The sequence below is a fragment of the Trinickia acidisoli genome (genome assembly GCF_017315725.1).
GTDB classification, from domain to species: domain Bacteria; phylum Pseudomonadota; class Gammaproteobacteria; order Burkholderiales; family Burkholderiaceae; genus Trinickia; species Trinickia acidisoli.
Genome location: NZ_JAFLRG010000001.1, coordinates 1519915 through 1544663 on the forward strand (window position 1 = coordinate 1519915; position 24749 = coordinate 1544663).

The 24749-nt window shown below is 62.1% G+C and carries 23 protein-coding genes; 11 read left to right on the forward strand and 12 right to left on the reverse strand.

The genetic code is table 11. The features are described from left to right. The first annotated feature begins 55 nt into the window (after positions 1–55). The 7 genes from J3485_RS07100 to J3485_RS07130 all read left to right on the forward strand — a co-directional run bounded on the left by J3485_RS07100 (position 56) and on the right by J3485_RS07130 (position 8896). Complete coding sequence (locus J3485_RS07100; protein WP_206951808.1) at positions 56–1018, forward strand: helix-turn-helix transcriptional regulator; 963 nt, start codon at positions 56–58, stop codon at positions 1016–1018. Between the two features lie 135 nt (positions 1019–1153). Beyond that, positions 1154–2851: a 2,3-epoxybenzoyl-CoA dihydrolase gene (gene boxC / locus J3485_RS07105; protein ID WP_206951809.1), complete on the forward strand. Its 1698-nt coding sequence runs from the start codon at positions 1154–1156 to the stop codon at positions 2849–2851. Between the two features lie 32 nt (positions 2852–2883). Next, positions 2884–4311 carry a benzoyl-CoA 2,3-epoxidase subunit BoxB gene (boxB, locus tag J3485_RS07110; protein ID WP_206951810.1) on the forward strand — a complete coding sequence of 476 codons (1428 nt, stop codon included), beginning with the start codon at positions 2884–2886 and terminating at the stop codon, positions 4309–4311. Between the two features lie 3 nt (positions 4312–4314). Continuing rightward, entirely contained in the window at positions 4315–5583 is a 1269-nt protein-coding gene (boxA, locus tag J3485_RS07115; RefSeq protein ID WP_206951811.1) for a benzoyl-CoA 2,3-epoxidase subunit BoxA, read from the forward strand. 414 nt (positions 5584–5997) lie between these two features. Beyond that, positions 5998–7104 carry a sugar ABC transporter substrate-binding protein gene (locus J3485_RS07120; protein WP_206951812.1) on the forward strand — a complete coding sequence of 369 codons (1107 nt, stop codon included), beginning with the start codon at positions 5998–6000 and terminating at the stop codon, positions 7102–7104. Then, positions 7101–8108, forward strand: a complete 1008-nt coding sequence (locus tag J3485_RS07125) for an ABC transporter permease (protein ID WP_206951813.1) — start codon at positions 7101–7103, stop codon at positions 8106–8108. Before J3485_RS07120 ends, J3485_RS07125 begins: the two co-directional genes overlap by 4 nt. Then, complete coding sequence (locus tag J3485_RS07130) at positions 8108–8896, forward strand: ATP-binding cassette domain-containing protein (RefSeq protein ID WP_206951814.1); 789 nt, start codon at positions 8108–8110, stop codon at positions 8894–8896. The genes J3485_RS07125 and J3485_RS07130 overlap by 1 nt, the downstream gene beginning before the upstream one ends. 71 nt (positions 8897–8967) lie before the next feature. Here the strand turns inward: J3485_RS07130 and J3485_RS07135 are convergent, their stop codons facing one another. Beyond that, positions 8968–10254, reverse strand: coding sequence for an ABC transporter substrate-binding protein (locus J3485_RS07135; RefSeq protein WP_206951815.1), 1287 nt, complete (start codon positions 10252–10254; stop codon positions 8968–8970). Positions 10255–10408: 154 nt separating this feature from the next. On the opposite strand from J3485_RS07135, the gene gntR reads away from it, so the two are divergent. Both gntR and J3485_RS07145 read left to right on the forward strand, forming a co-directional pair. Further along, entirely contained in the window at positions 10409–11482 is a 1074-nt protein-coding gene (gene gntR, locus J3485_RS07140) for an HTH-type transcriptional regulator GntR (protein ID WP_206951816.1), read from the forward strand. A 182-nt stretch (positions 11483–11664) separates the two neighbouring features. Further along, positions 11665–12381, forward strand: coding sequence for a ProQ/FinO family protein (locus tag J3485_RS07145; protein ID WP_206951817.1), 717 nt, complete (start codon positions 11665–11667; stop codon positions 12379–12381). A 136-nt stretch (positions 12382–12517) separates the two neighbouring features. Here J3485_RS07145 and J3485_RS07150 read toward each other — a convergent pair whose 3' ends face one another. The 3 genes from J3485_RS07150 to J3485_RS07160 all read right to left on the reverse strand — a co-directional run bounded on the left by J3485_RS07150 (position 12518) and on the right by J3485_RS07160 (position 14502). Further along, entirely contained in the window at positions 12518–12967 is a 450-nt protein-coding gene (locus J3485_RS07150) for a YidB family protein (RefSeq protein ID WP_206951818.1), read from the reverse strand. Between the two features lie 92 nt (positions 12968–13059). Continuing rightward, the gene (locus J3485_RS07155) at positions 13060–13560 is read right to left on the reverse strand and encodes a ComEA family DNA-binding protein (protein WP_206951819.1); all 501 of its coding nucleotides are present in this window, start codon (positions 13558–13560) and stop codon (positions 13060–13062) included. A 279-nt stretch (positions 13561–13839) separates the two neighbouring features. Beyond that, on the reverse strand, positions 13840–14502 hold the full coding sequence (locus J3485_RS07160) for a GntR family transcriptional regulator (RefSeq protein ID WP_206951820.1): 663 nt from the start codon (positions 14500–14502) through the stop codon (positions 13840–13842). 37 nt (positions 14503–14539) lie between these two features. Between J3485_RS07160 and J3485_RS07165 the strand changes: the two genes are divergently transcribed. Next, positions 14540–15697: a pyridoxal phosphate-dependent aminotransferase gene (locus J3485_RS07165; RefSeq protein WP_206951821.1), complete on the forward strand. Its 1158-nt coding sequence runs from the start codon at positions 14540–14542 to the stop codon at positions 15695–15697. Positions 15698–15725: 28 nt separating this feature from the next. On the opposite strand, the gene serA is transcribed toward J3485_RS07165, so the two are convergent. The 7 genes from serA to J3485_RS07200 form a co-directional block, all read right to left on the reverse strand. Beyond that, positions 15726–16931, reverse strand: coding sequence for a phosphoglycerate dehydrogenase (gene serA, locus J3485_RS07170; RefSeq protein ID WP_206951822.1), 1206 nt, complete (start codon positions 16929–16931; stop codon positions 15726–15728). Positions 16932–17020: 89 nt separating this feature from the next. Beyond that, entirely contained in the window at positions 17021–17944 is a 924-nt protein-coding gene (locus J3485_RS07175) for a ketopantoate reductase family protein (protein WP_206951823.1), read from the reverse strand. A 48-nt stretch (positions 17945–17992) separates the two neighbouring features. Beyond that, positions 17993–18595 carry an NADPH-dependent FMN reductase gene (gene ssuE / locus J3485_RS07180; RefSeq protein ID WP_206951824.1) on the reverse strand — a complete coding sequence of 201 codons (603 nt, stop codon included), beginning with the start codon at positions 18593–18595 and terminating at the stop codon, positions 17993–17995. Between the two features lie 47 nt (positions 18596–18642). After that, positions 18643–19959, reverse strand: a complete 1317-nt coding sequence (locus J3485_RS07185) for an ATP-grasp domain-containing protein (protein WP_206951825.1) — start codon at positions 19957–19959, stop codon at positions 18643–18645. Then, positions 19956–21125 (reverse strand): ATP-grasp domain-containing protein, encoded by a 1170-nt coding sequence (locus J3485_RS07190; RefSeq protein ID WP_206951826.1) that lies wholly within the window; start codon positions 21123–21125, stop codon positions 19956–19958. The genes J3485_RS07185 and J3485_RS07190 overlap by 4 nt, the downstream gene beginning before the upstream one ends. Continuing rightward, positions 21122–22369 (reverse strand): ATP-grasp domain-containing protein, encoded by a 1248-nt coding sequence (locus tag J3485_RS07195; RefSeq protein WP_206951827.1) that lies wholly within the window; start codon positions 22367–22369, stop codon positions 21122–21124. Before J3485_RS07195 ends, J3485_RS07190 begins: the two co-directional genes overlap by 4 nt. A 46-nt stretch (positions 22370–22415) precedes the next feature. Then, positions 22416–23171, reverse strand: coding sequence for an iron-containing redox enzyme family protein (locus J3485_RS07200; RefSeq protein WP_206951828.1), 756 nt, complete (start codon positions 23169–23171; stop codon positions 22416–22418). Here J3485_RS07200 and J3485_RS29635 point away from each other — a divergent pair. Further along, the gene (locus J3485_RS29635) at positions 23152–23472 is read left to right on the forward strand and encodes a hypothetical protein (RefSeq protein WP_277991596.1); all 321 of its coding nucleotides are present in this window, start codon (positions 23152–23154) and stop codon (positions 23470–23472) included. The genes J3485_RS07200 and J3485_RS29635 overlap by 20 nt on opposite strands. Before the next feature lie 46 nt (positions 23473–23518). Here J3485_RS29635 and J3485_RS07210 read toward each other — a convergent pair whose 3' ends face one another. Beyond that, positions 23519–24595: an LLM class flavin-dependent oxidoreductase gene (locus J3485_RS07210; protein WP_309476983.1), complete on the reverse strand. Its 1077-nt coding sequence runs from the start codon at positions 24593–24595 to the stop codon at positions 23519–23521. Positions 24596–24749 lie beyond the last annotated feature (154 nt).

The following is a 24749-nucleotide window of genomic DNA, read 5'->3' on the forward strand; positions in this document are numbered from 1 at the left end:
GAATCCCTATGTCAAGAACTATAGTGCGTATATTGCAAGGATGAATAGTAAAAACATGAAGCAAAATTACACTCTGATGGCCGGTGGCAAAGGCGCGGAGCGGGAAGCGAGTGAGACGGAAGGCGAGAGCGCCGAAGCTGAACGCTCGGAGCGCGATCCGTTCATTGCGGCGATGGGCGAGCGCGTGCGGCTGTTGCGCGCGCGTCGCGGCTTGACGCGTAAAGCGTTGGCCACGGAAACAGGCTTGTCGGAGCGGCATCTCGCCAATCTCGAAGCGGGGACGGGCAATCCCTCCGTGCAGGTACTTCGTCAAATCGCGGCGACACTGAACTGCCCGCTCGCCGAAATCATCGGCGACGTCACGACGTCCTCGGCGGAATGGATGCTGATACGCGAGCTGCTGCAAGGGCGCGATCCGTCCGCGCTACAGCGCGCGCGCGCGGCGTTGGCCCAGTTGTTCGAGCAAGCGCCGGCCGATCCCCACCGCCGCGAGCGGATTGCGCTGATCGGGTTGCGCGGCGCCGGCAAATCGACGCTCGGGCGAATGCTCGCGCAGGAACTGAAGGCGCCGTTCATCGAGCTGAACCGCGTGATCGAGCAGTTGGCCGGCTGCCCGCCGTCGGAGATTCATTCGCTTTACGGCGCGAGCGCATACCGACGCTACGAACACCGGGCGCTCGAAGCGGTGATCGCCGAGCATCCTCGCGCCGTGATCGCGTCGCCGGGCGGGCTCGTGTCGGAGCCTTCGACGTTCAGCATGCTGCTCGGCCATTGCTTCACGGTTTGGCTGCAAGCCACGCCCGAGGAGCATATGCGCCGCGTCGTCGCGCAAGGCGATCTGCGGCCGATGTCCGGCAACCGCGAGGCAATGGACGATCTCAAGCGCATTCTCGCCGGGCGCGGCGAGTTGTATGGCCGTGCGGACATGACGTTCGACACGAGCGACAAGACCTTGGCCGATGCTTACCTGCAACTGCGCGACCGTATCGCGGCGCGTTTGGGAGCGGAAACGGAGTGACGAATGCGGCGGGGGTCGTGTCACCCCCGCTCGTGTTTACCCTGATTTGAATTGAAACATGCATTAAAGTGCTTTACATGCTCCAAATGATGCACTATCGTTCATTTCAACGATACGGCTCATTAGGAGACAGTCATGCTCGCCCCGGACACGGCAACCCCGGCAACCCCGGCAACCCCCACGACGCCACGCGTCGATTACCGCACCGATCCTTCGCAGTACAAGCACTGGAAGCTGACGTTCGACGGCTCGGTCGCGACGCTCGGCATCGACATTGCCGAAGAGGGCGGCATACGCGAGGGCTACAAGCTCAAGCTCAATTCATACGATCTGGGCGTCGACATCGAGTTGCACGATGCATTGCAGCGCATCCGCTTCGAGCACCCCGAAGTGAAGACGGTCGTCCTCACGAGCCTGAAGGATCGCGTGTTCTGCTCCGGGGCGAACATCTTCATGCTGGGGCTGTCGTCGCATGCCTGGAAAGTCAATTTCTGCAAGTTCACCAACGAGACGCGTAACGGCATCGAAGATACGTCGCGTCATTCGGGGCTCAAATTCATCGCGGCCGTAAACGGCGCTTGCGCCGGCGGCGGTTACGAACTGGCGCTCGCCTGCGACGAAATCATGCTCGTCGACGATCGCTCGTCGTCGGTCGCGCTGCCCGAGGTGCCGTTGCTCGGTGTGCTCCCCGGTACCGGTGGGCTCACGCGCCTGACCGACAAACGCAAAGTGCGTCACGATCGCGCCGACATTTTTTGCACGGTGGTAGAGGGCGTTCGCGGTGAACGCGCGAAAACCTGGCGGCTCGTCGATGAAGTCGTCAAGCCGCATCAGTTCGAGCAAGCCGTGCAGGCGCGCGCATTGGAACTGGCGGCGCAAAGCGACCGGCCGTCCGACGCGAAGGGCATCGCATTGACGCGCATCGAGCGCAGCGATCGCGCAGACGGGATCGAATACGCAACGATAGACGTTGCGATCGATCGGGCGAAGCGCACCGCGACGTTCACGGCGAAGGCACCGGCCGGCCCGCAGCCGGCGACGATCGAAGCCATCGTGGAAGCGGGTGTGGGCTGGTGGCCGCTGCGCTTTGCGCGCGAACTCGATGACGCGATTCTGTCGATGCGAACGAACGAGCTCGACATCGGAACGTGGATCTTCAAGACATCGGGCGAGGCATCCGGCGTACTGGCTGCGGATGCCACGTTGCTGCGGCATCGCGACCACTGGTTCGTGCGCGAGACGATCGGCATGCTGCGCCGTACCCTCGCGCGCATCGACGTGTCCTCGCGCTCGCTGTTCGCGCTGATCGAGCCGGGCTCGTGCTTCGCGGGCACCTTCGCCGAGTTCGCTTTCGCGGCGGACCGCACGTACATGGCGGCGCTGCCGTCCAACGAAGAAGAAGAGCCGGCCATCACGCTTTCCGAAGTCAACTTCGGGCTCTATCCGATGGTCACGCATCAGTCTCGTCTCGCACGGCGATTTTATGAGGAGTCCGAAGCAATCGACGCGGTGCGGGCGAAGATCGGCTCGCCCGTGCGGGCGATCGAAGCCGAGCGGCTCGGGCTCGTTACCGCATCGCCCGACGACATCGACTGGCCCGACGAGATCCGGATCGCGCTCGAAGAGCGCGCGGCGATGTCGCCCGACGCGTTGACGGGGCTCGAAGCGAACCTGCGCTTCAACGGACCCGAAACGATGGAAACGCGCATCTTCGGACGTTTGTCCGCCTGGCAGAACTGGATTTTCAATCGACCGAACGCCGTCGGCGAGAAAGGCGCGCTCAAGGTCTATGGGAAAGGCAGCAAAGCGCAATTCGACGTGGCTCGCGTCTGAGCGTCACGACTTAGCACTTGGAAACCGCCATCATGTCCACGATCAATTACAGCGAAAAAATCCCCAACAACGTCAACCTCGCCGACGACCGCACGTTGCAACGCGCGCTCGAGCAATGGCAGCCGAATTTTCTGTCGTGGTGGGGCGATATGGGCCCCGACGGCTCGCACGGATTCGATGTCTATCTGCGTACTGCGGTGAGCGTCGAACCGAGCGGCTGGGCGCATTTCGATTACGTGAAGATGCCTGATTATCGTTGGGGCATCTTTCTTTCTCCCGGTGACGCCGAGCGCAAGATCCATTTCGGCGAGCACAAGGGGGAGGCCGCGTGGCAAGAAGTGCCCGGCGAGCATCGCGCCAATCTGCGTCGGATCATCGTGACGCAGGGCGACACCGAGCCTGCGTCGGTCGAACAGCAGCGCCATTTGGGGCTCACTGCGCCCTCGCTCTACGACTTGCGCAACTTGTTTCAAGTCAACGTCGAGGAAGGCCGGCACCTATGGGCGATGGTCTATCTGCTGCACCGCTATTTCGGTCGCGATGGCCGCGAGGAAGCGGAGGCGCTGCTCGAACGCCGCTCGGGCGACGAAGACAACCCGCGCATCTTGGGCGCATTCAACGAACGAACGCCCGATTGGCTCGCGTTCTTCATGTTCACGTACTTTACGGACCGCGACGGTAAGTTCCAGCTTTCGGCGCTCGCGGAATCGGGCTTCGATCCGCTTGCGCGCACGACGAAATTCATGCTGACGGAAGAGGCGCATCACATGTTCGTCGGCGAATCGGGCGTATCGCGTGTCGTGCAGCGTACGGCGCAAGCGATGAACGAGTTGAAGACCGACGACGTCGGCAAGTTGCGCGCGGCCGGCGTGATCGATCTGCCGACGATCCAGCGTTATCTGAATTTTCATTACTCGGTGACGATCGATTTGTTCGGCGCCGATCACTCGTCGAATGCGGCGACGTTCTACAACTCGGGGCTCAAGGGCCGTTACGAAGAATCGAAGCGCGATGACGATCATCGGCTGGAGGGGCAAACGTACAAGCTGCTCGCGGTCGAAGAAGGCAAACTCATCGAGCGCGACGTGCCGATCCTGAATGCGATGAATGAAGTGCTGCGCGACGATTACATCAAGGATTCGATCGCCGGCGTCAATCGCTGGAACAAGGTGCTCGAAAAAGCCGGTATCGATTTTCGATTGACCGTGCCGCACAAGGCGTTCAATCGTCAGATCGGCACCTTCGCCGACGTATTCGTCTCGCCCGACGGCTATGTTCTCTCGGCCGCGCAGTGGGCGGCCCATAGCGATAAATGGCTGCCGAGCCCCGAGGATCGCGCATTCGTCGCGTCGCTGATGGGGCGCGTGGCGGAGCCCGGCAAATTCGCCAATTGGATTGCGCCGCCCGCGATGGGGATCAACCGTCAGCCGATCGATTACGAGTACGTCCGATTCAACTGAATCATGAACATGCCTGTCCCTCCCATCGAAGTGATCAAGCAGCACTTGATCGACCCCGAGATCTGCATTCGCTGCAATACCTGCGAAGAGACGTGCCCGATCGATGCGATCGTGCACGACGAAAACAACTACGTCGTGAAGGCGGACGTCTGCAACGGCTGCATGGCATGCATCTCGCCGTGCCCGACGGGGGCGATCGACAACTGGCGTACCGTGCTGAAGGCGCAGGCATACGGTATCGACGAGCAATTCGCGTGGGATGAACTACCTGCCGAAAAGCCGGTCGCCGAACTCGATCCGATATCGGCGCAGCGAGAAGATGGGCTCGGCGCGGCGCCATTCAACGGCGAGGGGGCAGCCGATCGGCAGCCGCTCTCGCGCAGCGCGATCGTGCCGCCATGGTCAGCGGCGAAGCCTTATGTCAACCTCTATACGCACAAGGTGCCCGTGACGGCGACGGTCGTCGGCAACTACCGGCTGACCGACGAATCGATCGAAAGGTCGACGCCGGCGGCGGACATCCACCATCTCGTCCTCGATTTCGGCTCGATGCCGTTTCCGGTGCTCGAGGGGCAATCGATCGGCATCCTGCCGCCGGGTGCAGCGACGGACGGCAAGCCGCATCACGCGCGTCAGTATTCGATCGCGAGCCCGCGCGACGGCGAGCGGCCGGGTTACAACAACCTATCGCTGACGGTCAAGCGCGTGACGCACGATCACGAAGGCAATGCGGCGCTGGGCGTTTGTTCGAATTACTTGTGCGATTTGAAGAAGGGCGACACGGTTACCGTGATCGGGCCGTTCGGCAGCACGTTCCTGATGCCCAATCACCCGAACTCGCATTTGCTGATGATCTGCACGGGGACGGGGTCCGCCCCGATGCGCGCCATGACGGAATATCGCCGGCGCCGTCGGCTGAAAGGCGCGACGGGCAAGCTCATGCTGTTCTTCGGCGCACGCACCAAAGAAGAACTGCCTTATTTCGGACCGCTAACCAAATTGCCGAGGGATTTCATCGATACGAATCTGGCGTTTTCGCGCACGCCGGGGCAGCCGAAGCGATATGTGCAAGACGCCATGCGCGAGCGTTCGGCCGATGTGGCGCAACTGCTCAGAGACGAGAACACCTGCGTCTACGTATGCGGGTTGCGCGGCATGGAGGAGGGGGTGCTGCAGGTGCTGCAAGAAATTGCCGATGGCTGCGGCTTGAGTTGGACTACGCTATGGGAACGGCTCAAGCGCGAAGGGCGTCTACATCTCGAGACATACTGACGAGCCGGCGACGTTCGCGCAGGGGAACGTGAAGCGATGAAAGCCGTGGCTTCATATAGTCTTACTTTGTCGAGATGTGATTCGACAGATGAAATGAGACTGCCCATATGTTGCGGCGATCCTTACGTTCGTCTTGCTGTATTCGATGATCCGTCGTTTTGCCGGCGCGTGAATGACGCTCGCCGGTCCATCCGAGGCAGGGTCGATATCGTGAAATAGTCCGACTAGTTAAGGGTATCTATGTATTAAGGTCGTCTTGCCGGTGAGCTAGCATGGCTGCGTTCATGCATTGGCCACCGCGGGCTCGTCGTTTTCTGTGCGCGTGGGGCGGCCGGGGCGATGGCGGGCGCGAGCCACGGTGGCTTGCGCCGTTTCGCAGGAAGCATTCAACCAACGAAAAGAACGGAGGATGTGATGACGAGCGAGCGAGACGATGTACAGGATGAGATGCAAGGGTCGGCCGGCGAGGGCACCGCGAACCGTATGCGGCGAGGGTTGCTGCAGGGCGCGGGGTTAGGCGCCGCGCTGGCGATGATGGGAGGCATGATCTCGCCCGCGCAAGCGGCCGAGATGCCGTTCCCGTCGCATAAGCGTTGGAAGATCGTTTTCGTCAACCACGTCACGACCAACCCGTTCTTCGTCCCCACGCAATACGGCATTCAAGATGCTTGCGCCATGCTGAACATGGATTACCAATGGACAGGCTCGGCCAATGCGGACGTCGGCGAAATGGTCAACGCGATGAACGCGGCCATCGCGGCAAAGGCCGACGCGATCGCGGTGCCGATCGTCGATCCGAAAGCATTCGACAAGCCGATCCAAAACGCGCTCGACGCGGGCATCCCCGTGTTCTCCTACAACGCCGATGCGCCGCGCGGCAGCACCAATCCGCGGCTCGCCTATATCGGCCAGGACTTGTATCAGTCGGGCTATCAGATGGGCGAGCGCATCGCGAGCCTGATCGACAGCGGGCTCGTGGCGCTGTTCATCGCGACGCCGGGCCAGCTCAACATCCAGCCGCGCTTGGACGGCGCGATGGACGCGATCAAGAAATCGGGCAAGAAGATCGATGCGCAGATGATCGCGACGGGTGCGACGGTCAACGAGGAACTATCGAAGATCAAGTCGTTCTATCTTGGGCACCAAGATCTGAAGGGCATGTTCGCGGTCGATGCGGGCAGCACGCAGGGCGTCGCGCAAGTGATGAAGGAATCGAAGCTGCCGGCAAAGGGCGTGCACGGCGGCGGCTTCGATCTGTTGCCGACGACGATCCAGTTGATCCACGACGGCTTCCTCGACTTCACGATCGATCAGCAGCCGTACGTGCAGGGCTTCTATACGGTGCTCGAAGCATTTACCTATCTGTCCTCGGGCGGACTCGTCGGTCCGGCGGACATCAACACCGGGCTGAAGTTCGTGACGAAATCGACTGTCGATCCGTACCTGAACACGTCCACCCGTTATGAAGGCAAGAGCACGAAGGCGCAGATCGTGCCGCGTTCGGGCCCGATCAAGTCATGAGTGAAAGCGTGAACGAAGTGCATAGAAGTTCCGGGCCGTCGCGCACACGCGCGAGGCTCGGCGGTTTTGCGTGGTCGGCCGAGTTGCGCATTTTGCTCGTGGCCGTGGCGGTCGGCGCGTACTTCGAGACTGCCAACCACGATTTTCTGTTGACGAGCGCGAGCCTGCAGAATTTGTCGCAATTCGTCGCGCCCGCCGCGATCATCGGCTTCGGCGAAATCATGCTGATGATCGGCGGCGAGATCGATTTGTCGGCGGGCATGGTGTTCGCGTTCGCGCCGTTCATCATGGCGTTCGCGCACGACGCCGGCGCGCCGATGTGGCTGGCCGTGGTGGCCGGTCTCGCGGCCGCCGGTCTGGTCGGCTTCGTGAACGGCGCGGTGACGGTGTTTCTGCGCTTGCCTTCGTTCGTCACGACGCTCGGTACGCTATTCCTCATCAACGGCATCACGCTGACGATCTCGCGCGGCATACCCGTGTCGACGCCCGGCGGCGCGGTGTTTACGGCGGTGATGGGCGGATGGGGTTACAGCGAGATTCTCTGGGCGGTAGCGATCACGCTCGTGATGCACGTGATGCTGCGGCACACGCGTTGGGGGCTGCATACGGTCGCGAGCGGGGCCAATCCGCTCGGCGCGTCCGAGGCCGGCATTCACGTGAATCGGCTCAAGCTCGGCAATTTCATTCTGGCCGCCGGGCTGGCCGGCTTTACCGGGATTCTCGAAGGCGTGCGGATCACGTCGATCGATCCGCAGGCAGGCGGCAACCAGATCATGTTCCTGGCCGTGGCGGCGGCGGTCATCGGCGGCACGCCGCTGACGGGCGGCTCGGGCACGATCGTGGGCGGCCTCATCGGCGCGGCCGTGCTCGGCATGCTGAACGACGGCTTCACGTTGATCGGGGTCAATGCCTTCACGTTCAACATCATCCTGGGGGCCGCGATTCTTGCCGCCATGATCTTCAACATTCACGTCGCGCGGCTCAGCCGACGCGGGAGGTCCTGATGGCCGAGAACGATGCGCCTCTTGCACTGAGCGCGCAGAACATCGTCAAGCGCTTCGGCGCGGTCACGGCGCTCGACGGGGTTTCGCTGCACCTCGCGGAGGGCGAGATCCTCGGCATTCTCGGCGACAACGGCGCGGGCAAGTCGACGCTGATCAAGATCTTGACGGGTTTTCATCAGCAGACGAGCGGCGAGCTGTCCATTCGCGGCGAGCAGACGCTGTTGCGCTCGGTCGATCATGCTCGCTCGCTCGGCATCGAATGCGTCTATCAAGATCTCGCACTCGCCAATTCGCTGAGCATCTATCACAACATGTTCTTGAATCGGGAGATCGTCTATCCCGGTCCGATTCGCTTCCTCAATCACCGTGCGATGCGAGAGCGTGCGGCGCAGTGTCTCGAGGACATCGGAGTGCACATCCCGTCCGTGACGCTGCCTGTCGAGCGATTGTCGGGCGGCCAGCGCCAAGCGATCGCCGTGGCGCGCGCAGTCAACTCCAATGCGCGGATCTTGCTGCTCGACGAGCCGCTCGCGGCAATGGGCGCGCGCGAAGCAGGGCTCATCATCGACCTGATCATGCGGCTCAAGGAGAAGGGCGGGCTGTCGATCGTGATGATCATGCACAACTATGCTCAGACGCTCGACATCGCGGATCGCATCATGCTGATGCAGCGCGGGCGCGTGACGTACGAGCAACAAAGTGCCAAGACGTCGGTGCCCGAGTTGATGGACATCGTCCGTCGCGAGTACCGCGCGATGCGCGAGGCCGCGAACGGCGGGGGTGCTTAAGTTAGGTGTGCTTAGTATGTAGACCGAGTTGAACGAGGGCCGCGCATCATTGCGCGGCCCTCGTCGTATCGTCAGTTGGTCTTCGCGGCCTCGGCGAGTTTGTCGGCGGCCTGCTGCGCGGTTTCGTCCTTGCTGACCCAGTAATTGCCGATCACGTCGTAAAACGCGCCTTCCACGGCGGGGCTGACGAGCATGTCGTGCGCCCACGACGGTACGAGGCCGCCGCTCGCGCCCGCGGCCTTGAAGTCGGCCGACGATTTCTTGGCGCAATCGTCGAACTTGGCTAGGCTCACATCCTGCCGCACGGGAATCGAACCCTTGTTGAGATTGAAGGCTTCTTGGAAGGTGGGGCTCATGAGCAGGCTCGCCATGTCCTTTTGCCCTTTCTCGACGCCGGGCGTCTTCACCTTGAAGAAGATGAAGCTATCGACATTGAACGTGAAGTCCTTTTGCGATCCGGGCGCGGCCACGCACAGATAGTCCTTGCCGGGCACTTTGCCGGCGACGGTGAATTCGCCCTTGGCCCAATCGCCCATGAACTGCATCCCGGCTTTGCCGTTGATCACCATGGCGGTTGCCATGTTCCAATCGCGTCCGACTTGCCCTTCGTCCGTATAAGCCTTGATTCGCTTGAACGTCTCGAGCGCCTTCACCATCGTCGGGCCTTTCAGTGTCGCCTGATCGAGTTGCACGAACGCCTTCTTATAGAAATCGGCGCCGCCGACGCCGAGTGCGACGGACTCGAACGTCTCCGCTTCTTGCCAAGGCTGGCCGCCGATCGCGACCGGCGTGATGCCGGCCTTCTTCAGCGCATCGGCCACCTTGAAAAAATCGTCCCATGTCGCGGGTGGCTGTGCGCCCACTTTTTTGAGCGCATCGGCATTGATCCAAAGCCAGTTCACGCGGTGTACGTTGACCGGCGCGCCCACATACTGGCCTTTGTATTTCATGATGCTTGCGATTTCGGGGGGCAGCAGACGATCCCAATGCCCCGCTTTGGCGACGTCGTCGATCGGCAGCAGCACGCCTTGATCGGCCCATTCCTGAATGGCTGGGCCTTTGATCTGCGCGGCTGCGGGCGGATCGCCCGCTACCACGCGCGTTTTCAGCGCCGTCATCGCATTGCCGCCGCCGCCGCCGGCCACCGCGAAATCGACCCACGTATCGCCTTTTTGCTCGAGCATCTTCTTGAGCAGTTGTGCCGATTTCGCTTCGCCACCGGATGTCCAGTAATGGAGCACTTCGACGGAGGCGGCCTGCGCTTGAGCCGTCGCGAACGCGCACGCGGCTGCGGCGCAAGCGGTCAAGGCGAGGAAGGACGGACGCACGCGTGCACGCGGATGCTGAAACGAACGCATCGATTTTTCTCCCATTGCCGGCTGGCGGCGGATGTGGTTGACGGATTTTTAGACGATGAATGTTAGCGCTAACAGTCAAGCCTCCACACTAGGAACAACCCTGCGGCGTGGGCGTTGTCTTTTGGCGCGCGGGCAAACCGGCGATACTCTCGCCATGAACAAGCCCAATCGCAACACGTCGTTTCATCCACCCGGCGTCGATACGGCGAGCCGTGCAAGTGTTCGGCGGCGCCCGAGCGGTCGCGTCACGATCGAAGAGGTGGCGAGCCGCGCGCAGGTCAGCACGATGACGGTATCGCGCGCGTTGCGCGACCCGTCGCTCGTTTCGCTAAGTGCCCGAGAACGCGTGGCGGCAGCGGTCGCGCAGCTCGGCTATATTCCGAACCGCGCCGCCGCCACGCTTGCCTCGGCGCGCTCGAAGCTGATTGGTGTGTTGGTGCCGTCGGTATCGAATGCGGTGTTCGTGGAGACGCTCGCCGGCGTGCAAGACTGCGTTGGGGCCGCCGGCTATCAGTTGCTCATCGGCAATACCGGCTATTCTCCGGCGCGGCAAGTCGAGTTGTTGTCGGCCTATCTTTCGCATGCGCCCGACGGCTTTCTCGTGGCGGGGATCGACGATTCGAACGTCGTTCGTCAACAACTCGCGGCGTCGAGCGTGCCGCTCGTTCACATGTTCGATCTCGTATCGAAGGACGAGTGGTCGGTCGGATTTTCGCAGCGTCGGGCGGGCTTTGCGATCGGCGCGCATCTGATCGGAAGAGGCGCCCGGCGGCCGGGATTCATCGCCGCGCAGTTGGACCCCCGCACGATGCAGCGGCGCGCCGGGTACCGGCGTGCGTTGCGCGATGCCGGGCTCGATTCAGACCTCGAAGTATTGACGAAAGATCCGTCGAGCGTCGGTTTGGGATGCCGTTTGCTGCGCGATTTATTCGATGCGGCGCCCGATTGCGACGCCGTATTTTGCTGCAACGACGATCTCGCACTGGGTGCGTTGTTCGAATGCCAGCGGCTCGGCATCGATGTACCCCGCGAGTTGGCGATCGTGGGGTTCAACGATCTGCCGTTCGCGGCGGTCTCGTGTCCGTCCATCACGACGGTGGCAACGCCTCGCTACGAAGTCGGATTCCAAGCGGCGCGCATGCTGTTGCAAATCGTCAACGGCATAACACCCACGAAAAGCCGTATCGATCTAGGATTCGAGCTCGTGATTCGGCAAAGCAGTGCGTGAGTGACAGTCCGGGCCAGCCGGCTTCGCGCCGCTTTCGTTGCCCCTGACAGATATGCAACGAGCGATGCGATATGCATTTGGCGAGCGTCTCGATTGCTAGCGATTATCGGCCCGCGCGGCAATCCGGCCGCGACGCTGATACTATTGTCGTCCGTTTCAGGATTGCGGTGACAGGACAGAGCATGGGTTTCGAGCAACTGGCCGCGCTCAAGGCGCAGCTAACGAAAGAAGCGAAGTTGAAGAAGCAGCAGGAGCACGGCGCAGGCAAGGACGCGCCGGTCGCGAAGCAAGCAGCGAAGGCCGGCCCGAAAGTGGGTACGAACGCGGGGGCAAACGCGGGCACGAAGGCGGAGCGTCCTGCGCGGCCCGCCAGGCCCGCCAGGCCTGCCGCTGGCGCGCGCCCGGCCGAAAAGACCCCGCCGGTCGATCCTGTCGTGCGCGTGATCGGCAAGCTGCAAAAGCGTTTCCCGGCTGCGTTCCCGAAGAATCCGGCCCCGAAAGTGCCGTTGAAGGTGGGGATTCTTGCCGACCTGACGGCGCAGGCATCCGATCTCCAGCTCACCGAGGCGGAGATTCGCGAAGCCGTTAGCACCTGGTGCCGCGGTAGCCGCTATTGGGCTTGCCTCGTGGACGGTGCCGCGCGTGTCGATTTGTCGGGTGCACCGGCAGGGGCCGTGACGGCGCGCGATGCCGCGTTTGCGCGCAACCAGGCGAAGGGCGGCCCGGGCGGGCGGCGAAAAGCGCATGCCAAGGCGAATGCGGTGCCACAAGGCGCTGAGCCGGCCGAGCATGCGAACGCCAAGCACGAAGACGCGACGAGCGAAGAGCTGAAAAGCGAAGAGCCGAACGGTGAGGCGAAGCAGAGCGGCGAAGCGCAGAGCGATGCCTCCCCGAATTGAGCGGTGCGATCCTACGCGTTTTCCTAGTTAGCCTTTCTTGTTGATCGAAACGGCGGAAGCTGCCCGCGAGATTTTGCCGGCGGCTTTCGCCGTCTAGAAGGTGGCGAGCGCGTTGCTCGCCATTCCTCCCGTCCGCTCAACCTTCTTTTTTCCCCAGCAATCCTCCGACCAGCGAGCTGAGGCCACCGGCTTGCGTGACCGATTCGAGCACGCTTGCGGCGTCGATTTGACCGGACGGCGGCACTTCGCCGCTCGGCGTCGCATGATCGACCACATGCGGCAGCACTTGTGCCAGCAGATTCGAAGCTTGATCGGGCGAAACGCCTAGCTTGCCCGCCAAATCGCTCAATGCACCGGAGCCGACTACGTTCTGAAGCGTATCGGGTGAGACGGCCTGGTTCGCGCCGTTGCCGATCCACGACTGGATCGCGTCGCCGGCGCCTTGCTCTTGGAATTTTTGTACGAGTCCTTGCAGCCCGCCCGGATGGCTGTTGACGAACTCCGTCACGGTTGCCAGCACGTTCTGTTGTTGTCCGTCGGCATTCGCGTTGCCGAGGAGAGAACCGACCATATCGAGTAGACCCATGATGACGCTCCTGCTGAAGCGGCGTGGCCCAGCATCGCAGCACGCCGAGGGGGATGCGCCTTGCGGCGCGGAAGTGGCCAGGCTGCGCCCTGTCAAGTACCGGATGCCGCCGAGGCCGCTCTTACCTTTCCGTTCTTTTTCTTCTTCTGCGGTTTCGATGACGCTTGCGCGCTCGATGCCGATGCTGTCGCGTGAGGGGACGACGCTGCCGCAATCGTTGCCTTCGGCGCGGGCTTGACCGTTTTTTTCGACGATTGCGCGGCTATCGGGGCAGTCGCGGCCGTGGCTTGCTCGTGCTTGGCGCCGGCCGCCGTTGGGGGCGCGGAGGAGCCGCCGATGGTCAGGCCATGGGTTTCGAGCGTTGTGACCGACTTCGCACCGAGCCCTTTCACGCGTCGCGCCAAGTCGTCGGCGTTTTTGAATGGACCGTTTTTTGTTCGTTCGTCGATGATGGCCTTCGATTTGACCGGGCCGATGCCCTTGATCGTTTCGAGCGTCGTTTGGTCGGCGGTGTTCACGTCGACAGCGGCGGCAAACGCGGTGGACATGGTGAAAACGAGTGCGGCGAGCAGCAAAACGAGCTTTTTGAGCATGGCTGGAACTCCAGATCGACCGATAGGGCCGTGAGTAGAAAGACCGGTGCACTCAAATGCGGGCATTGCGTCTGCTTCCCAATCCGATCAAGAACTTACGCCGTTAATCTGCCGCTTGTCCACAGCATTGCCAACAGAAAGTGGGGATAACTCACACAACAGGCGATGGGTCGCGTGCGCGCGGCGAAAGTTGCCTACTATATGGCTGTTTCGATCGTGCATGCGGTCGCGGCGAGCACGTCGATTGCTCCGCCTGCCTGTCTTTGCGTCATTGCGCCATTACTCGATGTCCGCCTGATGACTGCTCAATGCAGCGAGCATGACTTGCCCGGCTGCCGCGATGTGTTCTTTCGTTAGCCGTTTCGCAAGGCGCTTGTCCTTCGCTTCCACCGCCTCGAGGATGCGTAGATGTTCCGAGAACGAGGTGCGCTGCCATGCCGCGAGTTGCCACACGAGCCTCAAGTAGCGGTCGGCTTTTTGCCACAGCGATTCAAGCACGTTCATCAGATATCGCTTGCCGCACGGGGCATAAATCGCCCGATGAAATGCCCAGTTGTCTTTCGACCATTGATCGACGTCGCCCGCCCGGCGATCGACCTCGAGAATCTCGCGCGCGGCGGCGGCGTCCGGCGCCGCGAACGCATCGATGGCCGAGTCGAGCGCGAGCAGCTCGAGCGCGATGCGCATCGCCTGCAACTCTTCGGCTTCGTCGCGCGTCATCGTCGAGACGAATGCACCGCGGTTGGGAATGATCGTGACGAATCCGCGCGCTTCGAGTTGCGCGAACGCTTCACGGACCGGAATGTGACTCGTGCCGAATTCTTGCGCGATCTTGTCCTGTCTCAACTGGGCGCCGGGCGGTAGCTCGCCGCGCAAGATGCGCTCGCGCAGGTGGTCGGCAAGCGACTCCGAAAAAAACTTTGCAGTCGGCGACTTCTTCATTTTAATATATTAAAACTTCGAGAAAGCGGAGGAGCCCATGACGGTCTCGCGTTTGAAGGACATCCCGGGTATCGGCGTCGACAAGATGGGCGATGCGGCCGATGCCGAGCATAACCGCAACATTCTACGGCTCGAGAATCTGGACACCGACTTGCGGCCGCCGGCCGAAGCGATTGCCCGTACACATGCGGCGATCGACGACGACGATGCGAACAGCTACCTGCCGTTCGTGGGGCAGGCGGCGCTGCGCGAGGCGGTCGCGGCGCGGATGCGGCAGTCGGCCGGCGTTCGATACGATCCGCATACGGAATGCATCGTGTCGGCAGGCGGCCTTGCCGGCGTTCTCAACGTCTTGCTGTCGATTCTCGAGCCGGGCGACGAGGTCGTGCTGACGGACCCGACTTATGCCGGTCTCATCAATCGCGTCAGACTTGCGGGCGGCACGCCGAAGTTCGCGCGGCTCGTGCCAGGCATTGACGGTTGGCGGCTCGATCTCGACTCGCTCGCGCAGGCCGTGGGTCCGCGTACACGCGCATTGCTCGTGATGTCGCCGTCGATGCCGAGCGGCTTCGTCGCGACCGCCCGCGAGTGGGAAGCGATTGCGGCGCAATGTCGCCGAGCCGACGCGTGGCTCGTCTATGACGCAGCGATGGAGCGCATCGTCTTCGATGGCCGTCCCGCCATTCAGCCCGCATCGTTGCCCGAGATGCGAGAGCGGACGATTACCGTGGGGTCCGTATCTAAAGAGTTTCGAATGATCGGCTGGCGGGTGGGCTGGATCGTCGGCCCCGCATCCATCATGGCCGACGTTCGATTGACTAGCCTGTCGAACGTCGTATGCCAAGTCGGTATCGGCATGCCCGGTGCGACCGCCGCGCTCACGTCGAACGATGACGGCGTGGCGCGGGCCGTAGCTGAATGGCAGGCGCGGCGCGATTGGCTGCTTGCCGCGTTACGCGATTTGCCCGTAATACGCCCTGACGGCGGATGGTCGTTGCTCATCGACACCGAGCGATTGCGGCTTGCTTCCGATGAGGCGTCGCGTTTGCTGCTTGCGAAGGCCGACGTGGCGGCGACGCCGATGAAAGGGTGGGGCCCGCAAGCCGGCCGTTACGTGCGTTTCGTTTTTGCCAACGAGCCGGTGGCGCGACTCGCCGACATTCGAGCGCGCGTGCGTGTCGCGTGGGGCGTGTGAGATATGGACGCTCGGTCTACGGCGAGCGTCAGGTCGCGGGAAGAAGGCGGGTGCGGACGAAGGCGCGATCGTTCGCGAGTGCTTGCATCAACGCGTCGGAGGGCCGCTTGTCGATGTCGGTCACGACATAGCCGACCTCATTTCTCGTTTGAAGATGTTGCGCGACGATGTTCAAGCCGTCGTGCGCAAGCAGCCCATTCAGGTTCGCAAGGGCGCCGGGCACGTTGTGATGCACGTTGACGAGCCGCATCGCGGCGCAATGCTGTCCCGGGCTCACCTGCGGGAAGTTGACCGCGCCGGAGGTATCGCCGCGCGTGACGTATGCGACGAGCTTGGACGATACCTCGACGCCGATGTTCAATTGCGCTTCTTCCGTGCTGCCGCCGATGTGCGGCGTCAGGATGACGTTGGGCAGCCCCTGCAGCACGCTTGCGAACGCCTCGGACGTATGCTTCGGCTCTTTCGGAAAGACGTCGATGGCGGCGCCGGCAAGATGCTTGCGCTCAAGCGCATCGCGCAGCGCGTCGATGTCGACGACCGAGCCGCGCGATGCATTGATGAGAATGGCGCCGCGCTTGCATTGCGCGAGTGCCCGCGCGTCGATCATGCGTTCGGTGGAAGCCGTGGCCGGCACGTGCAGCGTGACGACGTCGGCTTGCGACAAGGCGTCGGGCAGCGAAGGGGCCGCGCGTGCCGACCCCAACGCAAGCTTGGCTTGGACATCGTAGAAAACGACGCGCATACCCATGGCTTCAGCGAGCACGCCGACTTGCGCGCCGATGTTGCCGTACCCGACGATCGCGATCGTTTTGCCACGCGTCTCGAACGAGCCGCTCGCGCTTTTGGCCCATCCGCCTGAATGCGCGAGCGCGTTCTTCTCCGGAATTCGCCGCAGCAGCAGCACCGCTTCGGCGATGACGAGTTCGGCGACCGACCGCGTATTCGAAAACGGTGCGTTGAAGACTGGGATACCGCGAGCCGCGGCGGCCGCAAGATCGACTTGTGAGGTGCCGATGCAAAAGCAGCCGATCGCGAGCAGATGCGGTGCTTGCTCGATGTCGCCTTCACCCAAGTGCGTTGCGGACCGGATGCCGATCAGCGCATGGCCTGCAAGGGCGTCGGATAGACGCGGGCCCGCAAGCGCCGCGGCAGCCCGCTCGACGGCGATGCCGGCGCGACTGAACTCATCCGACGCGCTTTCGTGAATGTTCTCGAGCAATAGGACAGAAGTCATGTTCGTACGGGAGTGGGCAGAGGGATGCGATAGGTTAGAGGCATTCGCGATCTTTTGCAGGCCACGTGCCGCGTGGCCTTTCTTGCAAGTCAGGTTTGTTGTTGGCGCTCGTACACTTGAAGATGTGCATAAGCGGTGCGTGTGACGGGCATGTCGAAGCCTAGCTGCTCGCCGCGACGAAGCATGTCGCCTACGATGTCGTAAGCCTCGAGGCGTGTTTGCCCTTGGCCGATGTCGCGCATCATCGAAGCCGCCCACGCCGCGTTTTTGTCGAGTAGGCGCTGGCGCATCGCATCGACGGCCGGATCGGGCAGCGGGTAGCCCGATTGCCGCGCGACCGCCATACATTCGGCGATCGCCTGCTCCATGAGCGCCTCACCGTCGGCGGTGGCAAGAATGTCTTTGACGGTCCCACGCATCAGACACGTCATCATCGAGCCTGCGGCGATCATCACCCACTTGTTCCACAAGACTTGATCGATCTTGGGCGAGTGCTCGCGCGAACCCGGCGTGCGCGAGATCGCTTCGAAAAACGCGCCGGCCGTTCGCGTCTGCTCTTCGGCACGCTGTCCCACGATGAGACGATCGTTGGTGCCGTAATGCACGATCTCGCCGTTGCGCTCGAGCATCGTCGCGACATAGGCCACGCCGCCGAGCACGCGCGCGCGGCCATAGCGCGCGTCGAGACGGTCGTAGGCGTGCAGGCCGTTCAGAAACGGCAGCACGCAGGTGTTGCCCTGCAACGCGGGCGCGAGGTGGTCGAGTGCGGCCTCGAGGTCGTAGCCCTTGCAGGCGAGCAGCACGAGATCGAAGTCGGGACGCAGCGTATCGTTCGTGACCGTTTTCACGTCGCCCTCGAAGTCCCCTATGGCGCTCTTCACGACGAGCCCGTGCTCGCGCAACGTCTCGGCGCGCTTCTGCCGAACGAGGAAGGTGACATCCGCGCCGGCTTGGATGAGCCGCGCGCCGTAGTAGCCGCCGATCGCGCCGGCGCCGAGAATGAGTATTTTCATGATGTCGTGCGCCGGCCGCTGGGACGAGCGCTTGCCTCCGTTAGGGGGTTATCGGATGAGAGCCGCTGCCGGCTCAGTGGTGTCGTAGTCGATTGCATCCCCGGGCGACAATGGGCGCGTATCGTTTGCGCCGAGCGTGGCGACGAGCGCTGTCACGGCGCTGCGCAAGCGGCTAGCGACGTCGGGTTCAAGTCGATATTGGCCGTCTACCTTGGGGATGTCACTGTCCGCGGCGAATACGTTCGCTAGTTGATGCCGCGCGCCCAGCGCGCATAGAACGGGCTTGAGCGCATAGTCGAGCGCGAGCATGTGCCCCTGGCTGCCTCCCGCCGCAAGCGATAAGACCGGTTTGAAAGAGAACGCGTCGCGCGGCAGCAGATCGAGAAACGTCTTGAGTACGCCTGAATATGACGCGTTGTAAATCGGTGTCGCGATGATGACCGCACATGCCTGCCGCACGATCTCGCGCGCGTGTGCAATGGCGGGGTCGGCGCTGTCCGCATGAACGAGCGCGCCGGCAGGCAGTGCGCGAATGTCGATTCGGTGCGCGAGTAATCCTTGCGATTGCAGCATCCGCTCGGCGGTCGCGAGCAGATGGCTCGTTCGCGACTGTATCGACGGGCTTCCCGAGAGCATAGCGATGTATGACATGATCGATCCTGGTCGAATGAGGACCGCGCGACAGGCGCGCACGGTGCCTAACGGGACACATCGAGTTCGAGTTCGCGATGCATGGCGTCGCACGGCTGCCGTGCATCTTCGACGCCCGTGATGCATACGGCGCTCTCGATCGTGCGTGCCAGCCGATCGAGTTGCTCGATCAGTGTTGGATAATCAGGATTCCTAATCATGATTTCTCCGATGAACGCGGAGTTGTCCTGCGGCTGCGCGGTGACGATGTCGCCGACACGCTTGCTGTAGCGCGATTCATCGATCGTGATGCCAAGCGCGTGCGCGAGGACTTCGATATCGGGGAGCATGGCGATCTGTCCGTGCCGGTCGGCCCGAATCATTCTGATCCCGCTGTAGCACGAGCGTGTGGGCCTAGCCGTGGTCGGCTCGCCGGCACCGGTTACCGCCCAGTCGACCCAGCGACGCCACGGATCGAAATCGTCGAATGCACGTTTCGCTAGATCCCATATATGCATCCCGGCGGGGCGCATATTCGTTTCGACCGCCGATGTTGTCCCGTCTTTGCGCAGAAAGACTTCGTTGTGAAAGGCGCCGTTGTGCTCCGACACGAGGCTGCGCATATGAAAGCCGGCTTCGCCGATCTTGCGTTCGTCGTCGTGCCCGAGCGGGGCCGGCACGATCTGCTGGTACTCCGCGCGATATTCTCCCGCGGTCGTATGCTTCTCGGTGATCCAATGCGCACCCGCGACGTAATCCCAACTGTACTCGCGTGCACCGTCGATGAGCTCCTCTACGATGACGCCCGCGTCGCGATAGGGTGCGAGGGTTTGCCACGCGCCGTCGCATTCGTCGAGACGGCTGATGATGGAGCAGCCGCGGCTGTTGCCCTCTTGCGCAGGCTTGACGAACGCACGGCCGCCCAATTCAGCCACGGTCGCACGAAAGTGGGCGAGGCTATCCACTTGACGGCTGAAGACGCGGCGGTAGGCATCGGGGCATTGTGGGCGAGCTTGCTCGAGGCGCCGCAGCACGCGTTTATCCAACCCAGCCCTCGCAGCTTTCACCGAGATGCCGGGCAGCGCAAAATGCGTCGCTAGGGCTGCGCCCAGCAGGATGCCGCGATCCGAGAACGGCAGCACACCGGCCGGTGTGAGCGCGTGCATCGCCAACTCGCGCAGGACGTGCGCGAGCGACGAGTCGACGAGCGACTCGGAGAGATCGCAAGCGATGAGCGCGTCGGCGGCGCCGTGATCCTGCGGCTTGATGTTTTCGGTGACGAGAACGAGCTTGACGCCGTGCTCGACAGCAGCAATTTCGCGCAATTTGGCGACATCGTAAATGCGCACGTTGTTATAGCCGACCACCAGTAAGCATCGATTCATGATGCGAACTCCAAGGACTCGGTTTCGTCGAAGATTTGCTCGATGATGCGCGCGACCTCGTCGGCGCGGCCGCGCACGAGACCCGACAACGGCGATGCGTCCGGCGCATAGCTGATCGCACCCGGCGTTTGAGTCGTCACGATGTTTTGCCGGTACGAAACCAAGTGCGCTTTCCATTTGTCCGCGTCGAAATCGAACTGAGGCGTTACTTCATGCTCGTGGCCCGGATAAACGAACCAGCCGAAGAAATCGGCGCTCTCGCGCACGTCAAGCCGTACGTGCGCGCCGAACAACTGATGTTGCAAGTCAGCACGGTAAAGATTGACGCCTGTTTTCATCTCGAAGGTTTCCGCGACGCCGGCCCCGCCGACGCGACTGGCGACTTCGAGAAAGCGAAAACTGCCGTCCTCTGTGCGGATTCCTTCGAAATGGAAGCTGCCGTTGTCATAGCCGAGCGCCGCGAGCGTGCGCCGCGTGAGCTCAACGGCTGCCGGATCGTGCGGCGCCTGAGCCGATCCCAGCGGTGCGCCGAACGCGAACGCCAAGCAGTTGCCGACATACTCGCTCGTGACGACCGCTTCGAGATTCCCCTGGGAAACAAATCCGTCGACATGGAAGATTCGCCCGGGGACGAAGGCTTCGACGAGATACTGAGACGGCTGCTGCAATGTGCCGACGAAGGCGGCGATCTCTTCGCGCGGGCCGACGCGGATGCCCACGCTCGACGCTTCCAGGCGAGGCTTGAGCACGAAGTGCTCCGCATGGCTCGGCGCCGAGAGGAAGGCCGGGGCTTCCCAGAATTCAGGCTGAGCGATGCGCGCGGCCGCGCATCGCTCGCGCATGAGCAGCTTGTCGCGCATCGGCAGAACGGCATCGGGCTTGTCGCCTTCGATGCCGAAACGTTCGCGCAATTGAGCGGCAGGGATCAGGTCGTACTCTGATCGAGCGATCAAGCGATCGCAGCGCGCAAGTTCGCCCGCGAGTTCATCCGCCATAAGCGTGGGATCGAACCATGCGGCGTCGAGCACATGCCGGTTCGCGTCGGGGGGCAGATCCGCACCGCTGCCCCTGCGGCAAACGTAGACGACGCGATGCGCGCTATGATCGATGATCTCGTCATAGCGGACTTTCGAGTATGGGATCCGATGCAGGACAATGACGTTCATGCTTGGTACTCCACCGCAAAATGAGCTTTGCTCGTGTCGACGAACGCATCGAACTCGCTGGACGGAATCGAGGTGACGTCCCACAGCGCCTGACCGATGAAGATTTCGCGATCGGCTTGCGGCAGGCGTTCGCCTTCTTTGACGAAGAGCTTGTCGATGACGCTTGGGTGCCCCGTGTCTCGGCGGTCGAGCCGGGCGACGATGCGGCCGGGCTCGCCGAAAAAGACGCGAAAGAACGTCTTGCGTCGCGCCTCGGCTGCCTGCGCTTCACAGGTGTCGCCGATCAGTTCGATCCATCGGCCGATGAGATCGACGCCGCAATGCAGGCGTGTGCTGTCGACGATATAGGCGCCCCCGATACGAGGATTGGCCTCGATGAGCTCCCATCCGTCCTGTTCGTGATAACGCGCCTCGACGTGGTACACGCCCTCATCGACACTGAGTGCGGACAGACAACGCGTGACGAAATTCGCGCCCGTGTCGATCGCCTGCCCGCTCAAGCCAACCGGCGGGCAGACGCACGCGTTTTCGAGGACGGTGCGCGCAGCGGCCGTCAGATCGACCTTCTCGTGGATGGCGTGAACGATGGCACTGTTCCGATAGACGCTGACCTCGAAGCTGAATTCGTCGCCTCGAATGAAGTCTTCGACGATGAATTCAGGCTGCGAGGCGAACACGCCGTCATAGGCGCGATCGGCGGCTGCCCATTGCCAAAGTTCGGCCAGCTCGGCGAAGTCGCGCAGCTTGTCCGCCCGGAATGCGCCGAATGAGGCGAGGCCCGTTCTCGGCTTGACGAAATAGCGGCTGCGTTCGTTGAGCGAGGCGAACGTCGCAGCATCGAGCAAGCGAGCTTGCTTGCGCGAGAGCCCGTGCTCATTGAGCGTACTGCGAAATGCGTACTTGTCGCGCAGCCGCGCGATGGCCTCGGGTGCCGCGTCGCGTGCACCGATTCGACGATTGGCGTGCGCCATCAAGCCGCGATATGCGTCCCACACCGAGATGCAACCGACGATCTCGATGTCGCGGCTCGCGACATCGATGAAGCGATCGACGTCTTGTTGGGTGAGCGACAGGGCGTCGGTGACATGGCTGCACGCCACGCGCTCGAGCCAATCGGGCGCGATTGCCCGAGCGGATCGCGACGCCAGCACGCATGCCGCCATGCCGCGTTGCGCGAGCTGATCGGCAATCACGCCCACCATCGTCAGACCTTGATGAGACAGAACGACAAACCCTTTCTTCATGATCGACGTCCTTGCGATGTCGTCGTGCCGGGGGACGCCGGCGCGCTTAGGCCACTTGTTTTTCGGGCTGTCCGTAACGCACGTACATATCTTCGAAGAACATCTTGAGCAAATCCTGGATCTCGGCGAGATAGCGTTTGACGTCGGCAAGATCCTGCTCGTCGTCGATGAGCAAGCTCAGGATGTTCCACATGTCCTGCGTGTGGTCCTCGACGAGATCGGTATTCAGATGCGCGGCTTGGCCCGTGATCTTTTCGCGCCCGATCGACTCGGCCATCGCCTTGATTTGCTTGGGCGTGATTTTTTGCGTCGTGTATTCGACCAGATAGCTGTAGCAAATCACGCCGAGCGGCCGTTCGTGTTCGGCAACGAAGTAGAGGTAGCCGGCGAGCAGTCGCGTGGCGAAACTCGGTTCGCTGGCATAGATTTCTTCCTGGCTTACGCCGATGCGCTCTGCGTCCTGCATGAACAGCGTGTCGTGCAGCATCTCTTCGTCTTGATACGCGGCATAGAGTTTCGCGGCCTGCGCGTGCAGCTTCGTGATCTTATGAAGCGCATTGCTCTGGGCGCTGCGCATGAGCCTGATACGCCAGGAGTGTTCGATCAGCGAGCGCCGGTAGTACGGTTGGTGCACTTCCTTGCCTTCGAAGTGACGGGCATAGGGCACGGTGTTGTTCCATTCCTCGATCTTGCCGTCGAGAAAGTGGTCGATATCGCGCTTGGCTTGCGCGCTCGCTTCTCTGTCGAGGAAAGGCTTGCTGCGAACGATTGAACGATCGGTGATGCGGTTTCTCAATTGCATGGTTGCTCTCCTAGTTCACTTCACGCATAACGACGTCGCCAAACGCCCGGCACTGGCACGCCAGGCGTATCGCGGGATCGGTTTCTCCGGTCAGCTCGAACAGGCGCGTTTCGCGTTCGGTCTTGATCGACAAGTTTTCCGCGCCATTGATGATTTGGATCATGCAAGTCCCGCAATTTCCAGATCGGCATCCGAACATGATGTAATCGTCAAGCTCGATGAGATCGACCGCCTCCTCGAACTCGAATTGCGCCGCGGACCGCTCGAACGTCAAAGTCGGCATAGCTGTTTCAACTCATGAAGGTGGCGACGATTGGAAGCGTCGCGCTTTGTGCAGCGGCCCGCGCTTAAGCAGCGCGGCTCTCGGTTTCGGCACGGCGCTCGAGATCGCGGATGATCGGCAGGACGTGCTCGCAGAATCGGCGCATTTCCGCACGAGTGGGCCAGCCGGAAAGAATGAATTCGGTCACGCCGGCCGGCTTGTACGAAACGAGGTATTGCGCGACTTCGGCGTAGCTGCCGACGACACACAAGGCGGGGCCGCCGCGGTAGGCGACGGCGCCCGACCACAGCATGGGGGAAACCCAATCGTTCTTGGCCGCGTCGGCAAGGCGGAACGAACTCTTGACGGCTTCTGAATCCGATTTCGCCACGAACTCGCGGATCGTGTTGCGGTGTGCTTCGTCGGGATCGGCCATCATGGCTTCGATTTCGGCCAATGCCTCTTCGCGCGTGGGGCGCGCCAGCACGTGCATGCGCAGTCCGATCTCGCGGTTTGCCTGCAACAAGTCACCGTTGCTCGCCAAAATGCCTTCGGGCGTGTCCCCGTAGCGCAGCCAGCAATCGGCCCAGCGAATCGCGGTTTGCTTGGCGAGCGAGGACCCCCCGCTCAAATAGATGCGAGGGCGCCCGTTGCCCTTGAACGGCAGGCCGAGCCTCGCTTTTTCGAGCTTGTAGAACGAACCCTCGTGCGAGATCGGATGCGATTCGTTCCAAAAGCGATGCAAGAGAGAGAGAAATTCCTCGCTCCGATGGTAGCGATCGTCATGCGCGAGAAAGTCGCCGTAATAGCCTTGCTCTTCGGGTGAGATCCCGGCAACGAGATTGAGCGAAACGCGATCGTTCGACATCCACGACAAGGTGTTGACGACTTGGGCGAACAGCGTCGGAGAGAGCAGCCCGGGCCGATACGCGAGGATATAGTTAAGACGCTTGGTTTCTCTGGCCAACGCGCCGATCAGCGGAAGCGGGTCGGCCAAGTGGAAGCCTATCGCCATCAGAAGGCCGTCGATGCCGCATGCCTCGGCTTCTTGGGCAAAGCTCACGAGCCCGTCGAGATCGAGCTCGTGCGCCAAGTCCTTTTCAGACGCGCGCGTATTACCGCTGCCGCGCGGCGCTCCCCAGTTGATCTTAAGCGGCTTCACTTTCACCTCGTTCGAAGTTGAATCGACACTGTTTGCGACGGCCGCGAACGGACCATGCATGTCTGTCGGGCGTCGGTGAATCGGACTGGTGGGAGATTAGTCGAATTGGATGGGTGCGGAGCGCAGATTCAATAATTTTAGGGTCGTTGCAAAA